Annotated in this window: 22 protein-coding genes; 17 read left to right on the top strand and 5 right to left on the bottom strand. The window is 71.4% G+C overall.

Going from position 1 to position 20,358, the window contains the following annotated elements; genetic code table 11:
- Positions 1-58: 58 nt before the first annotated feature.
- A complete protein-coding gene (locus ACLQ2T_RS12955) occupies positions 59-775 on the bottom strand; it encodes an IS110 family transposase (protein ID WP_425766289.1) in 717 nt (238 codons plus the stop codon).
- A 424-nt stretch (positions 776-1,199) separates the two neighbouring features.
- On the opposite strand from ACLQ2T_RS12955, the gene ACLQ2T_RS12960 reads away from it, so the two are divergent.
- The 4 genes from ACLQ2T_RS12960 (at position 1,200) to ACLQ2T_RS12975 (ending at position 5,123) form a co-directional block, all read left to right on the top strand.
- Positions 1,200-1,742, top strand: coding sequence for a PadR family transcriptional regulator (locus ACLQ2T_RS12960; RefSeq protein WP_425766290.1), 543 nt, complete (start codon positions 1,200-1,202; stop codon positions 1,740-1,742).
- Entirely contained in the window at positions 1,739-2,455 is a 717-nt protein-coding gene (locus tag ACLQ2T_RS12965) for an ABC transporter ATP-binding protein (RefSeq protein ID WP_425766291.1), read from the top strand. The genes ACLQ2T_RS12960 and ACLQ2T_RS12965 overlap by 4 nt, the downstream gene beginning before the upstream one ends.
- Entirely contained in the window at positions 2,452-3,978 is a 1,527-nt protein-coding gene (locus ACLQ2T_RS12970; protein ID WP_425766292.1) for an FtsX-like permease family protein, read from the top strand. Before ACLQ2T_RS12965 ends, ACLQ2T_RS12970 begins: the two co-directional genes overlap by 4 nt.
- 140 nt (positions 3,979-4,118) lie before the next feature.
- On the top strand, positions 4,119-5,123 hold the full coding sequence (locus tag ACLQ2T_RS12975) for an ion transporter (protein ID WP_425766293.1): 1,005 nt from the start codon (positions 4,119-4,121) through the stop codon (positions 5,121-5,123).
- A 246-nt stretch (positions 5,124-5,369) separates the two neighbouring features.
- Here ACLQ2T_RS12975 and ACLQ2T_RS12980 read toward each other — a convergent pair whose 3' ends face one another.
- Complete coding sequence (locus ACLQ2T_RS12980) at positions 5,370-5,561, bottom strand: AMIN-like domain-containing (lipo)protein (RefSeq protein ID WP_425766294.1); 192 nt, start codon at positions 5,559-5,561, stop codon at positions 5,370-5,372.
- Between the two features lie 223 nt (positions 5,562-5,784).
- Here ACLQ2T_RS12980 and ACLQ2T_RS12985 point away from each other — a divergent pair, with 223 nt between their 5' ends.
- From ACLQ2T_RS12985 to ACLQ2T_RS12995, 3 genes are all read left to right on the top strand, one after another.
- Positions 5,785-6,975 carry a snapalysin family zinc-dependent metalloprotease gene (locus ACLQ2T_RS12985; RefSeq protein WP_425766295.1) on the top strand — a complete coding sequence of 397 codons (1,191 nt, stop codon included), beginning with the start codon at positions 5,785-5,787 and terminating at the stop codon, positions 6,973-6,975.
- 116 nt (positions 6,976-7,091) lie between these two features.
- Positions 7,092-8,135, top strand: coding sequence for a TRM11 family SAM-dependent methyltransferase (locus ACLQ2T_RS12990; RefSeq protein WP_425766296.1), 1,044 nt, complete (start codon positions 7,092-7,094; stop codon positions 8,133-8,135).
- Positions 8,136-8,404: 269 nt separating this feature from the next.
- Complete coding sequence (locus tag ACLQ2T_RS12995) at positions 8,405-9,538, top strand: ricin-type beta-trefoil lectin domain protein (RefSeq protein ID WP_425766297.1); 1,134 nt, start codon at positions 8,405-8,407, stop codon at positions 9,536-9,538.
- Between the two features lie 83 nt (positions 9,539-9,621).
- Here the strand turns inward: ACLQ2T_RS12995 and ACLQ2T_RS13000 are convergent, their stop codons facing one another.
- Positions 9,622-11,334: a sulfatase gene (locus ACLQ2T_RS13000; RefSeq protein WP_425766298.1), complete on the bottom strand. Its 1,713-nt coding sequence runs from the start codon at positions 11,332-11,334 to the stop codon at positions 9,622-9,624.
- A 14-nt stretch (positions 11,335-11,348) separates the two neighbouring features.
- Positions 11,349-12,152 (bottom strand): CDP-alcohol phosphatidyltransferase family protein, encoded by an 804-nt coding sequence (locus ACLQ2T_RS13005; RefSeq protein WP_425766299.1) that lies wholly within the window; start codon positions 12,150-12,152, stop codon positions 11,349-11,351.
- A gap of 94 nt (positions 12,153-12,246) precedes the next feature.
- On the opposite strand from ACLQ2T_RS13005, the gene ACLQ2T_RS13010 reads away from it, so the two are divergent.
- From ACLQ2T_RS13010 to ACLQ2T_RS13045, 8 genes are all read left to right on the top strand, one after another.
- Positions 12,247-13,227: a zinc-dependent alcohol dehydrogenase gene (locus ACLQ2T_RS13010; RefSeq protein ID WP_425766300.1), complete on the top strand. Its 981-nt coding sequence runs from the start codon at positions 12,247-12,249 to the stop codon at positions 13,225-13,227.
- Positions 13,228-13,231: 4 nt separating this feature from the next.
- On the top strand, positions 13,232-13,654 hold the full coding sequence (locus ACLQ2T_RS13015; RefSeq protein WP_425766301.1) for a 6-pyruvoyl trahydropterin synthase family protein: 423 nt from the start codon (positions 13,232-13,234) through the stop codon (positions 13,652-13,654).
- Between the two features lie 10 nt (positions 13,655-13,664).
- Positions 13,665-14,690: a glycosyltransferase family 4 protein gene (locus ACLQ2T_RS13020; RefSeq protein ID WP_425766632.1), complete on the top strand. Its 1,026-nt coding sequence runs from the start codon at positions 13,665-13,667 to the stop codon at positions 14,688-14,690.
- Positions 14,687-15,538 (top strand): methyltransferase domain-containing protein, encoded by an 852-nt coding sequence (locus tag ACLQ2T_RS13025; protein ID WP_425766302.1) that lies wholly within the window; start codon positions 14,687-14,689, stop codon positions 15,536-15,538. The genes ACLQ2T_RS13020 and ACLQ2T_RS13025 overlap by 4 nt, the downstream gene beginning before the upstream one ends.
- A 63-nt stretch (positions 15,539-15,601) precedes the next feature.
- Positions 15,602-16,564 carry a lysylphosphatidylglycerol synthase domain-containing protein gene (locus ACLQ2T_RS13030; protein WP_425766303.1) on the top strand — a complete coding sequence of 321 codons (963 nt, stop codon included), beginning with the start codon at positions 15,602-15,604 and terminating at the stop codon, positions 16,562-16,564.
- A gap of 11 nt (positions 16,565-16,575) precedes the next feature.
- Positions 16,576-17,205: a GTP cyclohydrolase II gene (locus ACLQ2T_RS13035; RefSeq protein WP_425766305.1), complete on the top strand. Its 630-nt coding sequence runs from the start codon at positions 16,576-16,578 to the stop codon at positions 17,203-17,205.
- Positions 17,202-17,909 (top strand): RibD family protein, encoded by a 708-nt coding sequence (locus ACLQ2T_RS13040; protein WP_425766306.1) that lies wholly within the window; start codon positions 17,202-17,204, stop codon positions 17,907-17,909. Before ACLQ2T_RS13035 ends, ACLQ2T_RS13040 begins: the two co-directional genes overlap by 4 nt.
- Before the next feature lie 165 nt (positions 17,910-18,074).
- Positions 18,075-18,473, top strand: coding sequence for an MmcQ/YjbR family DNA-binding protein (locus tag ACLQ2T_RS13045; protein WP_425766307.1), 399 nt, complete (start codon positions 18,075-18,077; stop codon positions 18,471-18,473).
- A gap of 13 nt (positions 18,474-18,486) precedes the next feature.
- On the opposite strand, the gene ACLQ2T_RS13050 is transcribed toward ACLQ2T_RS13045, so the two are convergent.
- Positions 18,487-19,017 carry a TetR/AcrR family transcriptional regulator gene (locus ACLQ2T_RS13050; protein WP_425766633.1) on the bottom strand — a complete coding sequence of 177 codons (531 nt, stop codon included), beginning with the start codon at positions 19,015-19,017 and terminating at the stop codon, positions 18,487-18,489.
- Positions 19,018-19,178: 161 nt separating this feature from the next.
- On the opposite strand from ACLQ2T_RS13050, the gene ACLQ2T_RS13055 reads away from it, so the two are divergent.
- Both ACLQ2T_RS13055 and ACLQ2T_RS13060 read left to right on the top strand, forming a co-directional pair.
- Complete coding sequence (locus tag ACLQ2T_RS13055; RefSeq protein WP_425766309.1) at positions 19,179-19,829, top strand: CatB-related O-acetyltransferase; 651 nt, start codon at positions 19,179-19,181, stop codon at positions 19,827-19,829.
- Positions 19,826-20,335 (top strand): virginiamycin B lyase family protein, encoded by a 510-nt coding sequence (locus tag ACLQ2T_RS13060; RefSeq protein WP_425766310.1) that lies wholly within the window; start codon positions 19,826-19,828, stop codon positions 20,333-20,335. The genes ACLQ2T_RS13055 and ACLQ2T_RS13060 overlap by 4 nt, the downstream gene beginning before the upstream one ends.
- The last annotated feature ends 23 nt before the right edge of the window (positions 20,336-20,358 follow it).

Consider the following 20,358-nt stretch of genomic DNA (forward strand, 5'->3'; position numbering starts at 1 on the left):
CAGCCGAACCAACTATCGCCACCCCTGCACCAGTCGGCAGCAGGTAACCACCGCTCCATCAAAGCGGGGGGAACTCAGGGTGTGACCAGGCGGTCAGGGTGATCGCGGCGGTGACGGGGCCGATGCCGGGTTGGTCGAGCAGGGCCGGGCAGAGTTTGTTGACCAGGGTGCGGATCTCGGTGAGGTTGGTTTTCAGGAGTTGGTTGAGGGTCAGGATCTGTTCGGCGAGGGTTGCCAGTTGGGTGCGGCGTAGCTGGTCGAGAACGTCGCCGTCGCTGGTGGTGGTGAGGGTGGTGGCGTGTTGGACTTGTCGGAGGGTGCTCAGGCCGCGCATCTGGGTGCGGAGGTCGTCGTCAGCGGTGAGGATCACCGATTTGAACAGGTTGATGGTGGCGGTGCGGGTGTCGCTGTAGTGGCGGCGGCAGACGTGGAGCAGACGCAGGGCTTCCCGGTCGCCGTCGGTGCGGGGGGTCGCGACGTGGTCGGCGGCCAGCACGGCACGAGCGGCGTGCGTGGCGTCCAGGGCGTCGGACTTGCCGCCTCGCCGGCGGCGGCCGGTAGCGGGTTTGGGTGCTTCCAGGACATCTTCACCCGCGGCGCGCAGGACACGCAGCAGGCCGACACCGTGACAACGGGCGCCGTCCAAGGCCCAGGCCCGCCGGCCCGTTCCCAGCCCGGTCGTCTGCCGGTCGGCCCAGGCCAGCAGAGCAGCGGCACCGTCGGCGGTGGCCGGCACGGTGATCTCGGCCAGCACCGTTCCGACCGAGGTGCTCACCACCGCGGTGTGCGTATCGGTATGGGTATCCACACCGATGACCGCGTCGACACGGTCGGCCAGACGATCTGCCAGGATGCAAGACACGGACGGTTCTCCCTCGCACGGGACGACGTTCGGACGGCGTCGGCCCGGGAGACGATCACCCGGCGGCATATCTGTGATGAGTCACGCGACACCAGTCGCGGACAGGCTTCTGATCAGGCCAGCAAGGTGGGCCGGGCCGACGCCGGTAACCCACGAGGACAAGTCGCACTCCACGGCACACCCTTCTGAGGTGGCCAGATCTTGCATGAGTCACTCGTAGATCACCGACGTCGAACCCTACCGATACCGCATCCTCCCGGAACCGGCCCACCTATAGAAGCGTCGGCGGGAGAGGGGGGGTGTTGACGGGACTATTCCTTGAGGGAATAGTGAGGGGATGTCGACCACGCATGTTTTGCTCGGGGTGCTCGCGGCGCAGGGGGTCAGTCATGGTTATGAGCTCAAGCGTGAGCATGACCGCAGGCTGTTCGGGGTCCGGCCGTTGGCCTTCGGGCAGCTCTACTCCACACTGGCCCGGATGCTGCGCGACGGATACATCGCGGAAGCGGCGCACGAGCGGGCGGGCGGGCCGGATCGGGTGGCCTACCGGCTCACCCCGCAGGGCAGGACCGCACTCGACGGCTGGCTCACCCAGGTGGTGGCACCGGCGGTGCACATCTCCGCCGACCTGTTCGTGAAGGTCATCGTGGCATTGCTCGCCACCCCGGACGAGGGGACCGCCCGGTCCTTCCTGGCCGCCCAGCGCGCCGCCCACCTGGCCCGGATGCGGGAGCTGACCGCGGTCAAGACCGGCGGACAGGCCTCCGTGACCGAGTTGGCCGCCGCCGACTACCTGCTCAATCACCTCGACGCCGACCTGCGCTGGATGGCCACCACGATGGACCGGATCAGTCAGCTCCGGGCGGAGGTACGGTCGTGACCGAGGTCATCCTGCGCGCCGAGCAGATCGAGAAGTGGTACGGGCCGACCGCCGCCCTGCGGGACGTGTCGTTGCAGGTGGACCCGGGTGAGATCGTGGCGGTCACCGGCCCCAGCGGCTGCGGCAAGTCGACCCTGCTGCACTGTCTGTCCGGCATCCTGCGCCCCGAACAGGGCAGGGTGTGGTTCCAGGAGCGGGAGATCAGCGCCGCCGGTGAGGCGGAGCGCTCCCGGTTGCGTCGTACCGTCTTCGGGGTCTTGTTCCAATTCGGCCAGGTCGTGCCGGAGCTGACCGGGATCGAGAACGTGACCCTGCCGCTGCAACTCGGCGGCCTGCGCTACCGGGAGGCGGCCCGACGGGCCCAGGACCTGCTCGACCGGCTGGCCGTCGGCGACCTGGCCGACAAGCGGCCCGGTGAGATGTCCGGCGGCCAGCAACAGCGGGTGGCCCTGGCCCGCGCCCTGGTCACCGAACCTCAGGTGCTCTTCGCCGACGAACCGACCGGGGCGCTGGACAGCCTGGCCGGTGAACAGGTCATGGTGGAGTTGGTCCGGCTGGCCCGTCAGCACGGCACCACCGTGCTGGTGGTGACCCACAACGCGCAGGTGGCCGCGTACGCCGATCGTGAGATCACCCTGCGCGATGGGCGGGTCGACAGCGATGGCCGGTGCTACGGCGGCGCTCGGGTCCTGGCCCGGGAGGAGGCGCGGTGAGACCGGCCAGCCTGCTCCGCCTGGCGTTCGTCGGTACCCGCACCGACCGGGCTCGGGTGCCGGTCACCGCCGCCGGTGCGGCGATCGCGGTGCTGGTGCTGCTCTGCTGCGCCACCGTGCTGGCCATCGATCCGGCCGTCGGGCGGTACCACAACCGGATGCTCACCCAGCCGAGCCTCCTGCTCAATGTCGCGGTGGCGATGCTGCTGTGCAGCATCCCGATCCTGTTCCTGGTCGCACAGTGCGCCCGACTCGGGGCGCCCGCCCGCAACCGCCGACTGGCGGCCCTGCGGATGGCCGGCGCCACCCCGAGGCAGATCACCTGGGTCGCCGCGGTGGAGACCGGGCTGGCGGCGATGATCGGCTCGGTGGTCGGTGTGGTCGCGTACCTGACCGGGCGGGTGCTGCTCGACCGCCCGGACCCCGAGGGGGTACGGACACTGCCGACGGACGTGCTGCCGTCGGCCACGGTGATCGTCGCCGTCGTGCTCGGGGTGCCGTTGCTGACCACCCTGCTCACCGTCGTCCTGCTGCGTCGGGTGGCCGTCACCCCCTTCGGGGTGCTGCGGCAGAGCCGGCAACAGCCGGTACGGGCCTGGCCGACCCTGCTGCTGGGGCTCGGCCTGGCCGGCCTGGTGTCGATCAGTGTGCTGATGCGCAGCGAGTACGTCCGGCAGGGCGGCTTCGGTGCCAACCGGGATGACCTGTTCCTCATCGCCCTGCTCGGCTGCACCGTCATGATGCTGCTCGGTCTGATGTTCACGGTGGCCTGGATCGGCTACCGCAGCGCCCGGCTGTTGCTGCGGGTGACCCGGCGACCCAGCGCGTTGATCGCGGCCCGGCAGATCCTCGCCGACCCGCACGCCGGCAGCCGCAGCTTCACCGTCATCCTGGTAGTCACCGCCTTCGGTGCCGCCGCGATGATGCTGCACTCCTGGCTGGACACCGAGGTGGCGGTGCGGACGGCCGCGATGCTGGACCCGGCGCTGGGCTACGACACCCCGCCTTTGGACCTCGGGGGCACCGCGGCCTTCCGGTCGGAGGTCCGCACCCTGGTCGACGCGGTGCTGGTCAGTCTCATCGGGGTGGCCGCACTCACCCTGCTGATCGCCCTGGTCGAGGCCGGTGTGGCCCGCCGACGGGCCATCGCCGCCCTGGTGGCCGGTGGCACCCCGAGGGCGGTGCTGGCCCGCGCCCTGTGTTGGCGGGTGCTGCTGCCGGCGGTACCCGGCATCGCCATCGCGGGCCTGGTCGGACTGGCCGGGATGCGTGCCTTCACCACGACCGCCACCGCGGGTTGGAGCCGGGTGGTCTGTGTCGGCACCCCGGTCGAGTGCGCCGGGCCGGACGCCGAGCGTCACCTGGAATACCGCGAGGTCACCCACACCCTGCAGGCCTCGGTGCCCTGGGCCGACGTCGGGGCGGTCATGTCGATCGCGCTGCTGGCCGTGCTCCTGGTGATCGGGGCGAGTGTGCTGATGCACCGCTCCACCACCGATCCCGCCGAACTGCGGGCCGGCTGAGCCCTTGGCGGGTCGGCGCCGGTGGTGGCGACCCGTCGGGAGCGCTGACCGGGTGGCTGTCCTTTGTGGCCGGTCCGGGTGCGGGTCCTCCCCGGGGGTGTCATAGGCTGCCGTCCGGTCGTTAGCCGGCGAGGAGTGAGATGACGCGTACTGTCCGTGGTCCGTTGCACCGGTTCGCCGCCCGGTGCCAGGCCCTCGTCGGCGCCTCCTGGTTCAATCTGGCCAGCTTCGCCGTGGTCATCGTCAACGCGGTGGCCCTGGGCCTGGAGACCTACGGTGTCGTCGTAGCGATCGTGGGCACCGCCCTGCGGGCGGTCGAGTACGCCTGTCTCACCCTGTTCGTGCTGGAACTGCTGGTGCGTCTCGGTGCCCACGCACCGGCTCCCGGCGGGTTCTTCCGGGACCGGTGGAACGTCTTCGACCTGATGATCGTGGCCGCTCCGCTGCTACCCGGGGTGCGGGAGAACGTGACCCTGCTGCGGCTTCTGCGGCTGGCCCGCATCGTCCGCGCGTTCCGGCTGTTCCCGAGCCTGCGGGTGATCCTGGTCGGCATCCGGCGCAGCCTGCCCGGACTGGCCAGCTTCCTGCTGGTCACCGCCCTGCTGCTGTACGGGTACGCGATGCTGGGCTGGATGCTGTTCGGCACCGCCTACCCCGAGGAGTACGGCAGCGTCGGGCAGGCCATGCTCACCTTGTTCCTGCTGCTGTCGCTGGACGGCATCACCGACACCCTCCAGGCCGGCCGTGAGGTCACCGGCTGGGCGGTGCTGTACTACGTCTCCTACATGGTGGCCGCCTGCTACCTGCTGACCAATCTGCTGGTGGGTCTGGTGCTGACCGCTCTACAGGAGGCGCACCAGGACGAGCAGGTCGCCGCCCAGCGGGGCGATCGCCCGACCGGTGGGCACGCCGAGGAGGAGCCGTCGGTCCGCGAGCAGTTGGCCCGGGTGCAGGCCATCATCGCCGACCTGGAACGGCGGCTGCCGGATCAGGAACTCATCGGTACTGTCGCCGGTCGGGTCGACGCCGGGTCGGCAGCCTCAGCCGCTGACGCCGCCCCGGCCGTCGAGGTCGGCACCCTTGTGCTGCCCAAGCCGCCGGTGCAGCGGCGGTCCCGGACGAGAGGACGTCGCAGGCGCCGGTGACGCTCGTTACCGGGTGGCGGTCAGGGTCACCGGTACGGAGACCAGCTTCGTGGGGGAGCCGTCGGCGGCGGACACCTCGTACGCCTCGATGGTGCCGGGCTGCTCCCGGGCCAGCCGGTAGCCGAGGGCCAGCCGGTAACCGCCCCGGCAGCCGGTACCGCAGATCGCGGTGGAGGCGGTGGCGAGCTGCCTATCGGTGCCGCCGCGATGCCCGGCCCCTGGTCGGCGACGTCGAAGCAGACCCGGTCACGGCGACAGGGCCAGCCCTTCACCCTCGGTGTAGACCTCGCCGTAGCCGACGGAGTAACCGGTCGCCGACCCGTCGAACTCGAACACCACCCGGTCGTAGCAGTCGCGCCGTCCGGTGCATACCTCGGCGGTGGTCAGGAGTACGGCGCAGGTCACCGTCAGGGCGGCCAGGGTTCTGCTGATCCGCATCATGGTCTCCTCTGCTGTCGGCCCCGTGCGGGCCGACGTTCGTGGAGTCCACCCTCGACACGCCTCGACACCCGAGCCTTCACCAGGACGTCACAGCCGGATAACGGCCGGTAAGCGGTATGACACTTCCGCGATGACACCCTATTGACCGATCTCTACTAACATCCACGAACATCGATCGTGGTGCGTCGATGCGCCGCAGGTATCCGCAGGGGAGTGAGAGATGATCCGACGACGACTGCTACGCGCGGCCACCGTCGCGCTGGCAGCGGTGCTGGCCGCGACCGGGCTACAGGTGGCCACCGCCGCCGGCGCTTCCGCCGCCCGAACCGTCTACTACGACGCCAGTCGGGCCGGCGAGTTCCGGACCAACTTCGACCAGGCCGCCCAGATCTGGAACAGCAAGGTCAGCAACGTACGGCTGGTGCCCGGCACTCCCGCCAACGTGACCATCCTGGTCGACACCGGCTGGCCCCGGGCCCAGGTCACCGGGCTCGGCTCCGGCCGGATCTGGATGGGCTGGCAGGCGGTCAACCAGGGCTACCACCGCACCCGGATCGCCACCCACGAGTTCGGCCACATCCTCGGCCTGCCCGACCGGCGTACCGGACTCTGCTCGGACCTGATGTCCGGCAGCAGCGCGCCGGTGTCCTGCACCAACGCCAACCCCAGCGCCGCCGAGGCCAGCCGGGTCAACCAGCTCTTCGCCGGCAGCCGCAGCACCGCCGAGGTCGCCGAGACCTACACCTGGACCGGGGGCGAGGCCGGAGGGATCGGCACCCTCGTGGTCAACGGCCGCCCGGCCACCGAGAACTACCCCTGGCTGGTCTACACCTCCGGCTGCACCGGCACCCTGATCAAGGCCAACTGGGTGGTCACCGCCAAGCACTGCTCGACCCCCTCCTCGGTGCGGGTGGGCAGCACCAACCGCAGCAGCGGCGGCACCGTGGTCCGGGTCAGCCGGGCGGTCAACCACCCGAGCATCGACGTCAAGCTGTTCCAGCTGGCCAGCTCGGTCAGCTACGCGCCGGCCCCGATCCCGACCACCTCGGGTGCGGTCGGCACCGCCACCCGGATCATCGGCTGGGGCCAGACCTGCGCCCCCCGGGGCTGCGGCTCCGCGCCGACCGTCGCGCACGAGCTGGACACCTCGATCGTGGCCGACAGCCGGTGCCTGGGCATCAACGGTCCGTACGAGATCTGCACCAACAACACCAACGGCAACGCCGGTGCCTGCTACGGCGACTCCGGTGGCCCCCAGGTGCGGCGGATCAACGGCGTGTGGAACGTGATCGGTGCGACCAGCCGCGCCGGCAACAACAACTCCACCTGCGCCACCGCCCCGTCCATCTACGGTGACCTGCCCTCGATCCGCTCCTGGATCAACACCCAGGTCGGCGGCCTGCCCGCCTGACCCCGACACCGCTCGATCACGTGGTGCCCGCAGGTCCGAACGTGGACCTGCGGGTACCGCCCCGCTGCGCGGGGCGGCGGGGGAGGGTGCGGGCCGCCGTGGAATAGTGGCTGGTCGTGAAACGGTATGGGGTACTGATCCTGCCTTCGAGTAACCGGGTGTACTCCGGGGCGGCGGTCGAGTTGACGCGGGCGGAGCTGGAGATCTTCGGCGAGACGGTGCTCGGTGGCCGACTCGCGACGGTGGAGACGGCCACCGTGGGTGGGGTCGACTACGTCACCTTCGGGGTCGAGGGCGGGCTGAGTGAGCGGGACGTGGCGCTGCTGAGCAACCTGTCCAGCGCGTACGCGATCTTCGAGTTCGTCGACGACCTGTTGCGTCCGGTGCCGCTGACCCGGCTGGACCGCTACGACGACGACCTGATCACCATCCAGAAGTACCCGGGCAAGACCAACGAGCAGTTCACCAAGCTGCTGCTCAACCTCACCCTGCTCGCCTCGACCTGGGCCGACGAGCTGCTGACCCGGCGGTTTCGGGTGCTCGACCCGCTGTGTGGCCGGGGCACCACGGTGAACCAGGCGATGATGTACGGCTTCCACGCCGCCGGCCTGGACCGCGACAGCAAGGACTTCGAGGCGTACCAGGCGTTCCTCACCACCTGGCTCAAGCGCAAACGGGTCAAGCACCGGGTGCTGGAGTCCGGGCCGGTACGCCGGGAACGCAAGGTGGTCGGCCGTCGGCTGCGGCTGGAGCTGGCCGCCTCGAAGGAGGCGCACAAGGCCGGCGACGTGCAGACCGTGGACGTGGTCAACGCCGACACCACCCGGGTCGGTGAGTTCTTCCGCCCGGAGAGCGTCGACCTGGTGGTCGCCGACGCGCCGTACGGCGTGCAGCACGGCAGCCGTACCGCCGACGGGCTGGCCCGCGACCCCCTGGCCCTGCTCGCCGCAGCCGTACCGGGCTGGGTGCGGCTGCTGCGCCCCGGGGGAGCGCTCGGCATCTCCTGGAACACCAACGTGGCCAGCCGGGAGGCCGCCGCCGAACAGCTGACCGCCGCCGGCCTGACCGTGCTGGACCACGGCCCCTGGCGCACCCTGTCCCACCGCGTGGACCAGGCCATCGTCCGCGACATCCTCGTAGCCCAAAAACCCACCCCCTAACCCCACCCCCACCCTCCCGCCGCACCCTCCCTCCACCCCGGTTCACGTCGATCTTGCACTTTCGGTCGCCGTTACGCGGCTTTTGTGGCTTATACGGCGACACAAAGTGCAAGATCGCCGGGGCGGGGCGGGGCGGGGCGGGGCGGGGCGGGGCGGGGCGGGGGTGGGAGTGGATGTTGACGGGGGTGGGTGGGGGTGGGAATATCGACTGCTATGAGTGTTAGCGCTCACACGGTGGGTGTGCTGCGGGACTAGTGGCAGGAGTGGTGATGGGTACGAAGACACGATGGCTTGCGGTGGTGGCTGCGGTCGGTCTCGCGGTGAGTGCGGTGGTGACAGCCGCGGGCACCGCCAGCGCGGAGTCCAACGGTGGGGTACGGGTGATGCCGCTCGGCGACTCGATCACCGAGGGCACCCAGATCCCGGGCGGCTACCGGATCGGCCTGTGGCAGCGCCTGGTCAACGGCAGATACACCGTGGACTTCGTCGGGTCGCAGTTCAACGGGCCGACCAGCCTCGGTGACCGGGACCATCAGGGGCACCCGGGCTGGCGGATCGACCAGATCGACGCCAACATCGTCAACTGGTTGAACACCCAGCGGCCGCAGACCGTCCTGCTGCACATCGGCACCAACGACATCCTGCAGAACTACCAGGTCAGCACCGCACCGAACCGGCTCTCCACCCTGATCGACCGGATCACCAACACCGCCCCCACCGCGGAGGTGTTCGTCGCGCAGATCATCACCCTCTCGAACACCAACCAGGCGGCGGCCGTACGCACCTTCAACGCGGCGATCCCCGGCATCGTGCAGAGCAAGGTGAACGCGGGCAAGCGGGTCCACCTGGTCAACATGCACGCCGCCCTGACTACGGGCGACCTGATCGACGGCGTCCACCCGACCGCCAACGGCTACGACAAGATGGCCGCGGTCTGGTACAACGCGTTGCAGTCGGTGCCCGGCAGCATCGGTACCCCCGGCAACGGCGGCACTCCCACTCCCACCCCCGTTCCCACCACCACCGCGATCGTCGGCAACCAGTCCGGCCGATGCGTCGACGTGCCGGGCTACAGCACCGCCAACAGCACCCAGTTGCAGTTGTGGGACTGTCACGGCGGCACCAACCAGCAGTGGAGCTACACCTCCGGGCGGGCGCTGACCGTCTACGGCAACAAGTGCCTGGACGCCGAGGGGTACGGCACCTCCCCGGGCACCCGGGTCACCATCTACGACTGCCACGGCGGGACGAACCAGCAGTGGAACCTCAACGCCAACGGCACCATCAGCGGGGTGCAGTCCGGCCTCTGTCTGGACGCCAACGGCGGGGGAACGGCCAACGGCACCCGGCTCGTCCTGTGGACCTGCAACGGCCAGGCCAACCAGCAGTGGAGCCGACGCTAGCGGCAGCCGGCCCTCACCGGCCCCGCCGACGGTGGCCGCGTCCGAGCGTGCGGCCGGCGGTACGACCACCGCCGGCCGCACCGTCAGCGGGAGTGGGCCTGTGGGCGGTCCGGGGTGGAGCCGAAGGCGGTGAGGAAACGGTCCCGGAAGGAGTCCATCGGCCAGACCGGGGCGGCGGGATCCGGGGTGAGGCCGTCCTGCCAACCCCAGTCGGCGATCCGCTCCAGGACGGCGGGATCCTTCGCGAGCAGGTGGATCGGCACGTCCGAGCTGGCATTGTCCCCGGTGATCACCGGGGCGGGCTGGTGGTCACCGACGATCACCAGCACGGTGTCGTCGTCGCCGTAGGTCTCCAGGTAGGAGATCAGGGTGCGCAGGGTGTAGCTGACCGCGTGCCGGTAACCCGTGCGGGCCTGTGCCGTCGGCGTACCGATGATGCCCTTGCGGAACACCTCGCCGTCGTCGATGTCCGCCCAGTCGACCAGCGAGGGCACCTTCGTCCAGGGGGAGTGGCTGGAGACCAGGGCCAACTCGGCCATCACCGGACGGTCCCGTGGGCCGACCCGCTCCCGGTGGTGGAACTCGTTGATGGCGTACTGGTCCGGCATCGGGGAGAAGGCGAACCTGGGGCCCCGGTAGCCGAGGTCGGGGCCGTTGTAGAACTGTTCGTAGCCGTAGAACTTCCCCTCCGGCCAGGCCTGGTTGACCGCCGGCATCACCCCGACGGTACGCCAGCCGGCGCCCTGGAAGGCTTCCCCCAGGGTGAACCGGTCACTGGCCAGCAGGCTCTTGTGCCGCTGGTTGTTGTCGATCCACAGCCCGGACAGCAGAGTGGCGTGCGCCAGCCAACTGCCGCCGCCGATGGTCGGCGAGGTGAGGAATCCGCTGCGCGAGGAGAACCCGGCCGCCTGCAACCGGCCGGCGCCGTCGTCGAGCAGTCGCTGCACCGAGGCGAACTCCGGGTCGGAGACGGCGTCCCGGCCGTAGCTCTCCACGAAGGCGATCAGGACGTCCTTGCCCCGCAGCCCGGTCAGCAACTGGTCGGCCCGTACGTCCCGGAACTGGTCGGTCCCCACCTCGTTGCGGAAGGCCGCCCGGTCGTTGATCCGCTCGCGTACCTCCGCCAGGTGGTCGTAGACGATCGCGCTGGCGTTGGTGTCGGCGACCAGCACCCCGGTCACGATCCGCGCCTGGAAGGCGGCGAGCAGGGCCCACACCAGCACCAGCGACGCCAGGACCCGGGTGCTGCCGGTGCGGTGGCGCACCAGCAACCCGGACAGTCGTACGGTGGACAGGGCGGTGAGCACCGGCAAGGCCACCAGCACCAGCACCACCCCCACGGCGATGGCGGTCGCGGCCGGTCGGCCGATCGACTCGGCCACGAAGGCGAACGCCTCGTCCAGCAGGGACCAGTCCAGCACCAGGTCGAACGGGCGGCCCAACGAGGAGTAGAAACCCAGATCGCCGATCTTCACCAGCACGACCAGGCCGAGCAGCAGCCCGGCCAGGGCGGCGATCATCCGGCGGGGTCGGCCGGGCAACGTGAGCAGTGCGGCGGCGAGCAGCAGAGCCTCCAGCGGGATCCGCAGGAAGGCCCCGGGCTGCATCCGCCAGGGCTGGTGGGGCAGGGTGAAGGCGGCCAGTACGAGGGCGACGGCCAGCACGGTGACCACTCGGGACAGCACCCGCCGACGCCGGCTGACCGGTCTGTCGCCGGTGGCCCCCTCGGCTGCGGAGTCGATCGTGGGGTGGCTCTCGTCGGCGCTGGTCGTCAGCACCGGATCAGAGGTCGACAACTGGTTTCTCCCGATCAGCGCAGCGACAGCACGGGCGCGGCGGACAGGTCGCGTTCCTCGACCCGGTCGAGGGGGCGTACCCCCCGGGGTGCGGTCGCCACGACGATCGCGGCGGCGGTACGCGGCACCCGGTGCCGCCACAGCCAGACCACGTCCCGACCGAACGACTCGACCAGCAGACCGAGCGCCACCACCAGCAGCAGGGTGTTCACCGGCGCGGGCAGCACCGGGGAGGCGGCGACGGCCAGGGTGATCCCCTGGACGGCGGCGACCACCTTGCGCCAGTACCGGTACGGCAGTCGGGCGTCCATCCAGGGCAGCACCCCGCCGGCGGCGAGGAAGGCGTACCGCATCAGGCCGATGGCGAGCACCCAGATCCCGACGGTGGGCGCCACGTAGATGCTCAGCACCAGCACCAGGATCGAGTCGACCTCCATGTCGAAGCGGGCGCCGAACGCGCTGGCCGTGCCGGTGCGGCGGGCCACCTTGCCGTCCACGGCGTCCAACGCCAACGCCACCGCGGCCAGCCCGCCCAGCATCGCCGCCGGGGCGGGCCGACCGGTGAGCAGGGCCTCGGCGATCAGTGCGGTCACCGCCCCGACCAGCAGGCCACGACCCATGGTGACCCAGTCGGCCGGGCCCAGCCGGGGTGAGCCGGCGCGCCCCAGTCCCCGCAGCAGCGCCAGGCAGGTCCCGACCCCGTACGCCAGGCCCGCCAGCCAGCCCGGGACACCGAGACCCACCGTCATGGCGAGCCCGGCCAATAGGACAACCTGGACGATCAGCCCGATGTACGGACCGGTTCGAACTGTGGACACCGTGCCTCCGTGTTTATGATCGACGACCCCTGTCAAGAAGTACGGAAAACATGACGGATCGGTTCGGTCCGGACGCAGGTGAGGAGGATTGCCCGTGACGCGACCCGCCCGCGCCTTCTGGCTGCGCGCACCCGGTGCGGGAGAGCTCCGTCCGGTGACGCTACCCGAGCCCGGCCCGGACGAGGTGCAGGTACGCGCCCTGTTCTCCGGAGTCAGCCGGGGCACCGAGACCCTGGTCTTCGCCGGTCAGGTGCCGGAAAGCCAGTACGCCACGATGCGCGCCCCCTTCCAGGAGGGCGACTTCCCGGCCCCGGTCAAGTACGGCTACCTCAGCGTCGGCGAGGTCGAGCGAGGACCGGCCCACCTGCGCGGACGTACGGTGTTCTGCCTGTATCCACACCAGAGCGCCTACGTGGTGCCGGCCGACGCGGTGACTGTCGTACCGGAGCAGGTGCCGGCCTCCCGCGCGGTGCTGGCCGGCACGGTGGAAACCGCGGTCAACGCACTGTGGGACGCGCCACCGTTGCTCGGCGACCGGGTCAGTGTGGTCGGCGCAGGCATGGTCGGTTGCGCCGTGGCGGCCCTGCTGGCCCGCTTCCCCGGGGTGGCGGTGGAACTGATCGACACCGACCCGACCCGGGCCGAGGTGGCCGCCGCCCTCGGGGTCGACTTCGCCGCGCCGCAGGCCGCGACCGGCGGGCGGGACCTGGTGGTGCACGCCAGCGCCAGCGCCGCCGGCCTGCAACTCGGCCTGGACCTGCTGGCCCCCGAGGGGACCGTGCTGGAACTGAGCTGGTACGGCGACCGAGCCGTGCAGTTGTCCCTGGGGGCGGCGTTCCACTCCGGACGGCTGACCATCCGCAGCAGCCAGGTCGGCCGGATCGCCCCCGCCCGGCGCGGCAGCCGGGAGTACGCCGACCGGATGGCACTGGCCCTGGAGCTGCTGGCCGACCCGGTGTTCGACACCCTGATCACCGGGCGGTCGACCTTCGCGGAACTGCCCGAGGTCCTCGCCCGACTCAGCGCGGGCAGCCTGCCCGCGCTGTGCCACCTCATCACCTACGACGGGGAGTGAATCCGTGTTCGGTGTGACCGTCCGTGACCACATCATGATCGCCCACAGTTTCCGGGGCGAGGTCTTCGGCCCCGCGCAGCGGCTGCACGGTGCGACCTTCGTGGTCGACGCCACCTTCCGCCGCCCGGATCTCGACCCCGACGGCATCGTGGTCGACATCGGGCTGGCCACCGACCAGCTCAAGGCGGTGCTGGCCGAGCTGAACTACCGCAACCTGGACGAGGAGCCTGCCTTCGCCGGCACCAACACCACCACGGAGGTGCTGGCCCGCACCATCGCCGACCGGCTCGCCGACCGGGTGCACGCCGGTGACCTCGGGGCGGGGGCGCACGGGCTGACCGGCCTCACGGTGACCCTGCACGAGTCGCATGTCGCCTGGGCCAGTTACGAACGGTCACTGTCGGGGGCGAGCGGCACCGGCGCCTGACGTGCCGACCGTGCACGTGGTCCTGCCCGGCGACATCGACGACCCGGCCACCCCCAGCGGCGGCAACGGCTACGACCGGCGGGTCTGCGCCGGACTGGCCACCGCCGGCTGGTCGGTCCACGAGCATCCCGTACCAGGATCGTGGCCGACACCGGCTCCGGCGGAGCAGACCCGGCTCGCCGAACTGCTCACCACCCTGCCCGAGGGTGCCCTGGTCCTGATCGACGGGCTGGTCGCCTCGGTGGTGCCGGACGTACTGGCGGCACACGCCGGACGGCTGCGTCTGGTTCCGCTGGTGCACCTGCCCCGCGACGACGACACCGAGGCGCGGGCCCTGGCCGGCGCCACCGTCATCATCGCCACCAGCACCTGGACCCGGGACCGGCTGCTGCACCGGTACGCACTACCGCCGTCGCTGGTGCACGTCGCCGCCCCCGGGGTGGACCCGGCGCCTCCGGTGACCGGCAGCCCGGCCGGGTCGGCGCTGCTCTGTGTCGCCGCGGTCGCCGCCCACAAGGGCCAGGACCTGCTGGTCGAGGCGCTGGCGGCGGTGGCCGACCGGCCCTGGACCCTGACCTGCATCGGCCCCCTGCACCGGGAACCGGACTTCGTCGACCGGCTCCGCACCCGGATAGCCACCCACCGCCTGGGTGACCGGATCCGGCTGACCGGTCCGCTGACCGGTGACCGGCTGGCCGCCGTCTACGCCGCCGCCGACCTGCTGGTGCACCCCTCACGGGGGGAGACCTACGCGATGGTGGTCACCGAGGCCCTGGCCCGCGGCATCCCGGTGCTGGCCACCGAGGTCGGTGGCCTGCCCGACACCCTCGGCCGGGTAGCCGGGGAACGCCCGGGGATGCTGGTGCCCCCGGAGCAGCCGCAGGCGCTGGCCGAGGCGCTGCGGCGCTGGCTGGACGACGCGACCCTGCGTGAGCGACTGCGTCGCACCGCCGCCCGGCGACGGGCCACCCTCGACGACTGGACCAGCACCACCGTCCGGATCACCACGGCCCTGGAAGAGGCGATGGCGTCATGACCGAACACCAGACAGTCCAGGAGGTACCCATCGAGCTGCCGCCGGACTTCGCCCAGTGGCTGGCCCTGCGGGAACCGGCCGACGTGGCCGCCCGCGCCACCGACCTGGTCGAGGCGGTACGCGCCACGCTGACCGGAGACCGGCCGTACGTGGTGCACGACCTCGGGGCCGGCACCGGGTCGTTGGGCCGCTGGCTGGCCCCGCTGCTGCCCGGCCCGCAACACTGGATCCTGCACGACCAGGACCCCGACCTGCTGGCCCGGGCCCGGGCGAACATGCCCACCCTCGCCGCCGACGGCGCCCCGGTGACGGCGCAGACCCGCCGGGGTGACCTGACCCGGCTGCGCGCCACCGACCTGGCGGGTGCGGCGCTGGTCAGCGCCTCGGCCCTGCTCGACATGCTGACCGTTGCCGAGATCGACCGGCTGGTAGCGGCCTGCGCGGGAGCCGGCTGCCCGGCCCTGTTCCTGGTCTCGGTCACCGGCACCGTGCGGCTGACCCCGGCCGACCCCCTCGACGCCGAGATCGCGGAGGCGTTCAACGCCCACCAGCGTCGTGCCGTGGGCGGCCGACAGCTGCTCGGGCCCGACGCCGTGGAGGCCTGTGCCGCCGGGTTCATTCGGCACGGGATGACCGTGCGGACCCGGCCCAGCCCCTGGCGGCTGGGACCGGAGCAGGCCGCTCTGACCGCGCAGTGGTTCGACGGCTGGCTCGAGGCGGCCTGCGCGCAACACCCGGAACTGGTCGGCCGGACCCGCGAGTACGCCCAGCGTCGGCGGGAGGAGGCTAACGCGGGCCGACTCGGGGTACTGGTCGACCACACCGACCTGCTGGCCGTACCTCGTTGAACCGGCGGCGTGCCGGTTACGTGCGTACAGTCAGGAAAAGATCACCATGCCGGGGAGGCTTGCGTGGCGGATGAAGCTGGTGGCGTCGGGTCCCCGGCCGCCCCGGCCGGCCGGTCCTTCTGGGGCTGGCTGCGCCTGACGCTCGGGCTCGCCGTACTGGTGGGGCTGCTGTGCTGGCTGGGCGTCGGCCCCTTCCTGGCCGGGCTGCGTCTGATCGACGCCCCCGCCCTGGCCGCCGCCCTGGCCATCGGGGTACTCACCACGGTCTGTGCCGCCTGGCGGTGGAGCCTGGTGGCCGGTGGCCTCGGGGTGCCGCTGCCGCTGCGCGAGGCGGTGGCCCACTACTACCGGTCGGTGTTCCTCAACGCCACCCTGCCCGGCGGGATCCTCGGCGACGTGCACCGGGCGGTACGCCACGGCCGTGACGTCGGTGACCTGGGTCGGGGCATCCGGGCCGTGGTCTGGGAGCGGGTAGCCGGTCAGGTGGTGCTGGTAGCCCTGGCCGTGGTGCTGCTGTTCGCCTTCCCGTCGCCGGTGCGGCCCTACCTTCCAATGGCCACCGCGGTCGTGCTGGCCGCGCTGATCGCCGTGGTGCTGGCCGCCCGCCTGCTGCCGGACTCCGGCGCCTCCCGGTTCACCCGTACCCTGGTCGGCGCCGTGTCCGACGTGCGTGCCGGGCTGCTGGGCCGACGGATCTGGGCCGGGGTGCTGGTCGCCTCCGCCCTGGGGGTCGCCGGGCACCTGGCCACCTTCCTGGTGGCCGCCCGCACGGTCGGTTCCACCGCCCCGCTGACCCTGCTGCTGCCGTTGACCCTGCTGGCCCTGCTCGCGATGGGGGTGCCGGCCAATGTCGCCGGGTTCGGCCCCCGCGAGGGGGTGGCCGCGTGGGCCTTCGCCGCCGCCGGCCTGACCGCCGCCGAGGGGGTGGCCACCGCAACGGTGTACGGCGCCCTGGTGCTCGTCGCGAGCCTGCCGGGAGCGGCCGTGCTGCTGGCCCGTCGTGTCCGTGTACCCGCCACCGTATGACGAGGAGAGCCATGTCCGAATCACTGCCTGTCGCCACCATCCGGACGCAGGTCACCGTGCCGCTGCGCTTCTCCGACGGCTACCGCACCACCGCCCGGCTGCACACCTTCGACGGGCTGGTCGACGGCCGCGAACACCTGGCCTTCGCCCTCGGTGACCACACCAACGGCGCGGTGCCGCTGGTCCGTCCACACAGCGAGTGCCTGACCGGCGACGTGTTCGGCAGCCAGCGCTGCGACTGCGGCCCCCAGTTGCGCGAGGCCGTGCAGCGCATCGCCGAGGTCGGGGGGTACCTGCTCTACCTGCGGCAGGAGGGTCGCGGCATCGGGCTGTACGCCAAGCTCGACGCCTACGCCCTGCAGGACGCCGGGCTGGACACCTTCGAGGCCAATGTGGCCCTGGGGCATGACGAGGACGAGCGGGACTACACCGTCGCCGCGCAGATGCTCGCCGCCCTGGGGGTCGGGCCGATCGCGGTGCTGACCAACAACCCGGAGAAGACCGACCAGCTCAGCCGGCTCGGCGTCACCGTGACCGAGCAGGTGCCGACCGGGGTGTTCCTCTCCCCGGCCAACGCCGACTACCTAGCGGCGAAGGCCAGCCGCGCCGCCCGCGCCGCCGACCTCCCCGCCGTCCGGTGACCGGCCGGTCACCGGCCCGTCGGCCGTACGTGCTGCTCAGCTGCGCCACCTCGATCGACGGCTACATCGACGACGCCAGCGACGAACGGCTGATGCTGTCCAACGACGCCGACCTGGACCGGGTAGACGAGGTACGCGCCAGCTGCGACGCCATCCTGGTGGGCGCCGGTACCGTCCGTCGCGACGACCCCCGCCTGCTGGTGCGCTGCGCGGACCGCCGCGCCGACCGGGTGGCCCGTGGCCTGCCGGAGTCCCCGATCCGGGTGACCGTGACCGGCTGCGGGGACCTGGACCCGACGGCCCGGTTCTTCACCGTCGGTGACACCGAGCGGATCGTCTACTGTGCCAGCGCCGCCCTGGAGAAGACCCGGCACCGGCTGGGGGATCGGGCCACAGTGGTCGACGCCGGTGACCCGATCGACCTGGCAGGGGCCCTGGCCGACCTGGCCGACCGGGGGGTACGCCGGCTGCTGGTGGAAGGTGGTGCCCTGGTCCATGGCCAGTTCCTCACCGCGGGGCTGGCCGACGAACTGCACCTGGTGGTGGCCCCCTTCTTCGTGGGCGACCGTCGGGCACCCCGCTTCGTCGGTGACGGCCGGTTCCCGTGGCATTCCGCCCGACGGGCCCAGGTGGTCGAGGCTCGCCAGATCGGCGACGTGGTGCTGACCCGCTACGCCCTGTCGGAACGCTGCGAGCTGGCCTGAGCGTCCGGGTCCCCTCGTGGTGACGGTCTCCGGCCCTGTCGAGCTGATAGCACTGACGGGTCGAGCACCGAGACGCCGGTGAGCCGGTCGGCGCGGTACCAGCAGCCGTCGCTACCTGTTGGGGCAGGGGCATCGCGGAGCACCAGGATGTGGTTACCTGCTGACATGCCGCATCCCATCATGTTCGACGAGGCGGACCCGCTGCTGGGTCGGCTGCGGGCGCTCGCCCTGGCCTTTCCTGACGCGGCCGAGAAGGTGTCCCATGGGCGTCCGGCCTTCTTCACCACCAAGGTCTTCGCCTACTACGGCGGTTCGCTGAAGGTCGACGGCGTCTACCGCCAGCACGACCAGTCGGTGATCGTGCTGGTCGACCCCGAGGAGCGTACGGCCCTGCTGACGGAGGAGCGGTGCTTCGTGCCGGCCTACCTGGGGGCGTACGGGTGGGTGGGGGTGGACCTGACCGACGACACCGACTGGGACGAGGTCGGTGAGCTGCTCGACGCCAGCTACCGATTGACGGCCGGGGCCCGCAGGATCGCCCGGCTCGACTCCCGAGGGTCCTGAGCACCCCCGCGGCTCAGCCGAAGGCACCGGCGCGGGCTGCGATGGCCACGCTGTGGGCGACCTGTTCGGGAAGGCGGGAGTCGGCTGCGGACCGCAGGAGTACCAGCTCGTGATACAGCGGGGCGGTCGCCGCGATGAGCAGCCGGCGGGCATCGGTGGCCGCCGGGATCTCGCCCCGGTCGACGGCGCGTCGCACGATGTCGGTGCAGCGGTCGTACCGGTCCGTCCAGAAGGCACGTAGGGCGGTGGCCGCCTGCCCGGATCGGAACGAGGCGACGATCAGCGCGACCGTCACCGGGTCGCCGGTCAGCCCGGCGTAGAGCTCCTGGTTGACCGCGACCAGGTCACCCTCCAGTGAACCGGTGTCCGGCGGGCGCCAGGTGTCGACGCTCGCCTCGTGCAGCACGTCGGCCAGCAGGCCACCGACATCCCGCCAGCGTCGGTACACCGTCGTGCGGTGTACGCCGGAACGCTCGGCCACCACCTCGATGCTCAGCGAGTCGTAGCCGTGCTGCACCAACTGGGCGAGGGCGGCGTCCAGCACCCGGCGGCGGACCGCCGCGCTGCGCCCGCCGGGTCGGCGGGCCCGGGCGGTCATCGGGTCCTCGGGAAGTTCGCTTGTCGGTCGTGGCGACGCCATGCCAGGATGCTAACGCTACACTTGTAGCTTTAGCGAACGGGGGGACTTTCATGACACCTGACCCCATGACACCTGACCCCATGGCCCTGCACCCGCTGCCGCTGCATCCCCGTGTGGTGTTCCTCAAGCCGCTGATCACCACCCCCACGATCGTCGTCGGGGACTACACCTACTACGACGATCCCGACGACCCGACCGGCTTCGAGCGACACAACGTGCTCTACGGCTACGGGCCGGAGCAGCTGATCATCGGCAGGTTCTGCGCGATAGCGGCCGGGACCCGGTTCCTGATGGCCGGCGGCGATCACCCGGTCCTGGGTCCCTCCACCTTCCCGTTCACCCTCTTCGGCGGCGAATGGACCGAGCGGACCCTCGAGGTCGTGAACACCATGCCGAGCCGCGGCGACACCGTCGTCGGCAACGACGTCTGGTTCGGCTACCGGTCCACCCTCATGCCGGGAGTACGCATCGGCGACGGGGCGATCATCGCGGCCGGGGCGGTGGTCACCACGGACGTCCCGCCCTACACCATCGTCGGCGGGAACCCGGCCCGACCGATCCGGCAACGCTTCAGCGACGAGGACGTTCACCGGCTGCGGCGGGCCGCCTGGTGGGACTGGCCGGTCGACCTGATCACTGCGCACTGCCGCACCCTGATGGCCGGCACCCCGGCCGAGATCGAAGCCATCGCCGTCGAGAACGGACTGACCCGATGACCTTGGTCCAGGAGTACCCGGTGGCCGACCCCGGTGCCGGCCCGTACGGCATCACCACCGGCCCCGACGGTGCCCTGTGGTTCACCCTCGTCCACGCCGGCCAGATCGGACGCATGATCCCGGGGGAGGAGCCCACCATCTACCAACTCGACCCGGCCGGAGCGCCCACGATGATCACCACCGGCCCTGCTGGTGCCCTCTGGTTCACCGAGTCCCGGGCCCACCACATCGGCCGGATCACCCCCGAGGGCGCCATCACCGAGTTCCCGCTACCGGACCGCGCCGCCCGACCGCACGCCATCACCGGTGACGCCAACGGCAGTCTGTGGTTCACCGAGTGGGCCGGCAACCGGATCGGCTCCATCACCCCGGACGGGACCATCGACCTCCACGACCTGCCCACCTCCCGCTCGGAGCCGCACGGCATCACCCTCGGCCCCGACGGTGCCCTGTGGACGGCACTGGAAATCGGCACCCTGGCCCGCATCGCCATCCCCGGACGATGACGGCGACGCGGACCGACCTGACG

The organism is Micromonospora sp. DT229, assembly GCF_049844505.1.
In the GTDB taxonomy this organism is placed as follows: Bacteria; Actinomycetota; Actinomycetes; order Mycobacteriales; family Micromonosporaceae; genus Micromonospora.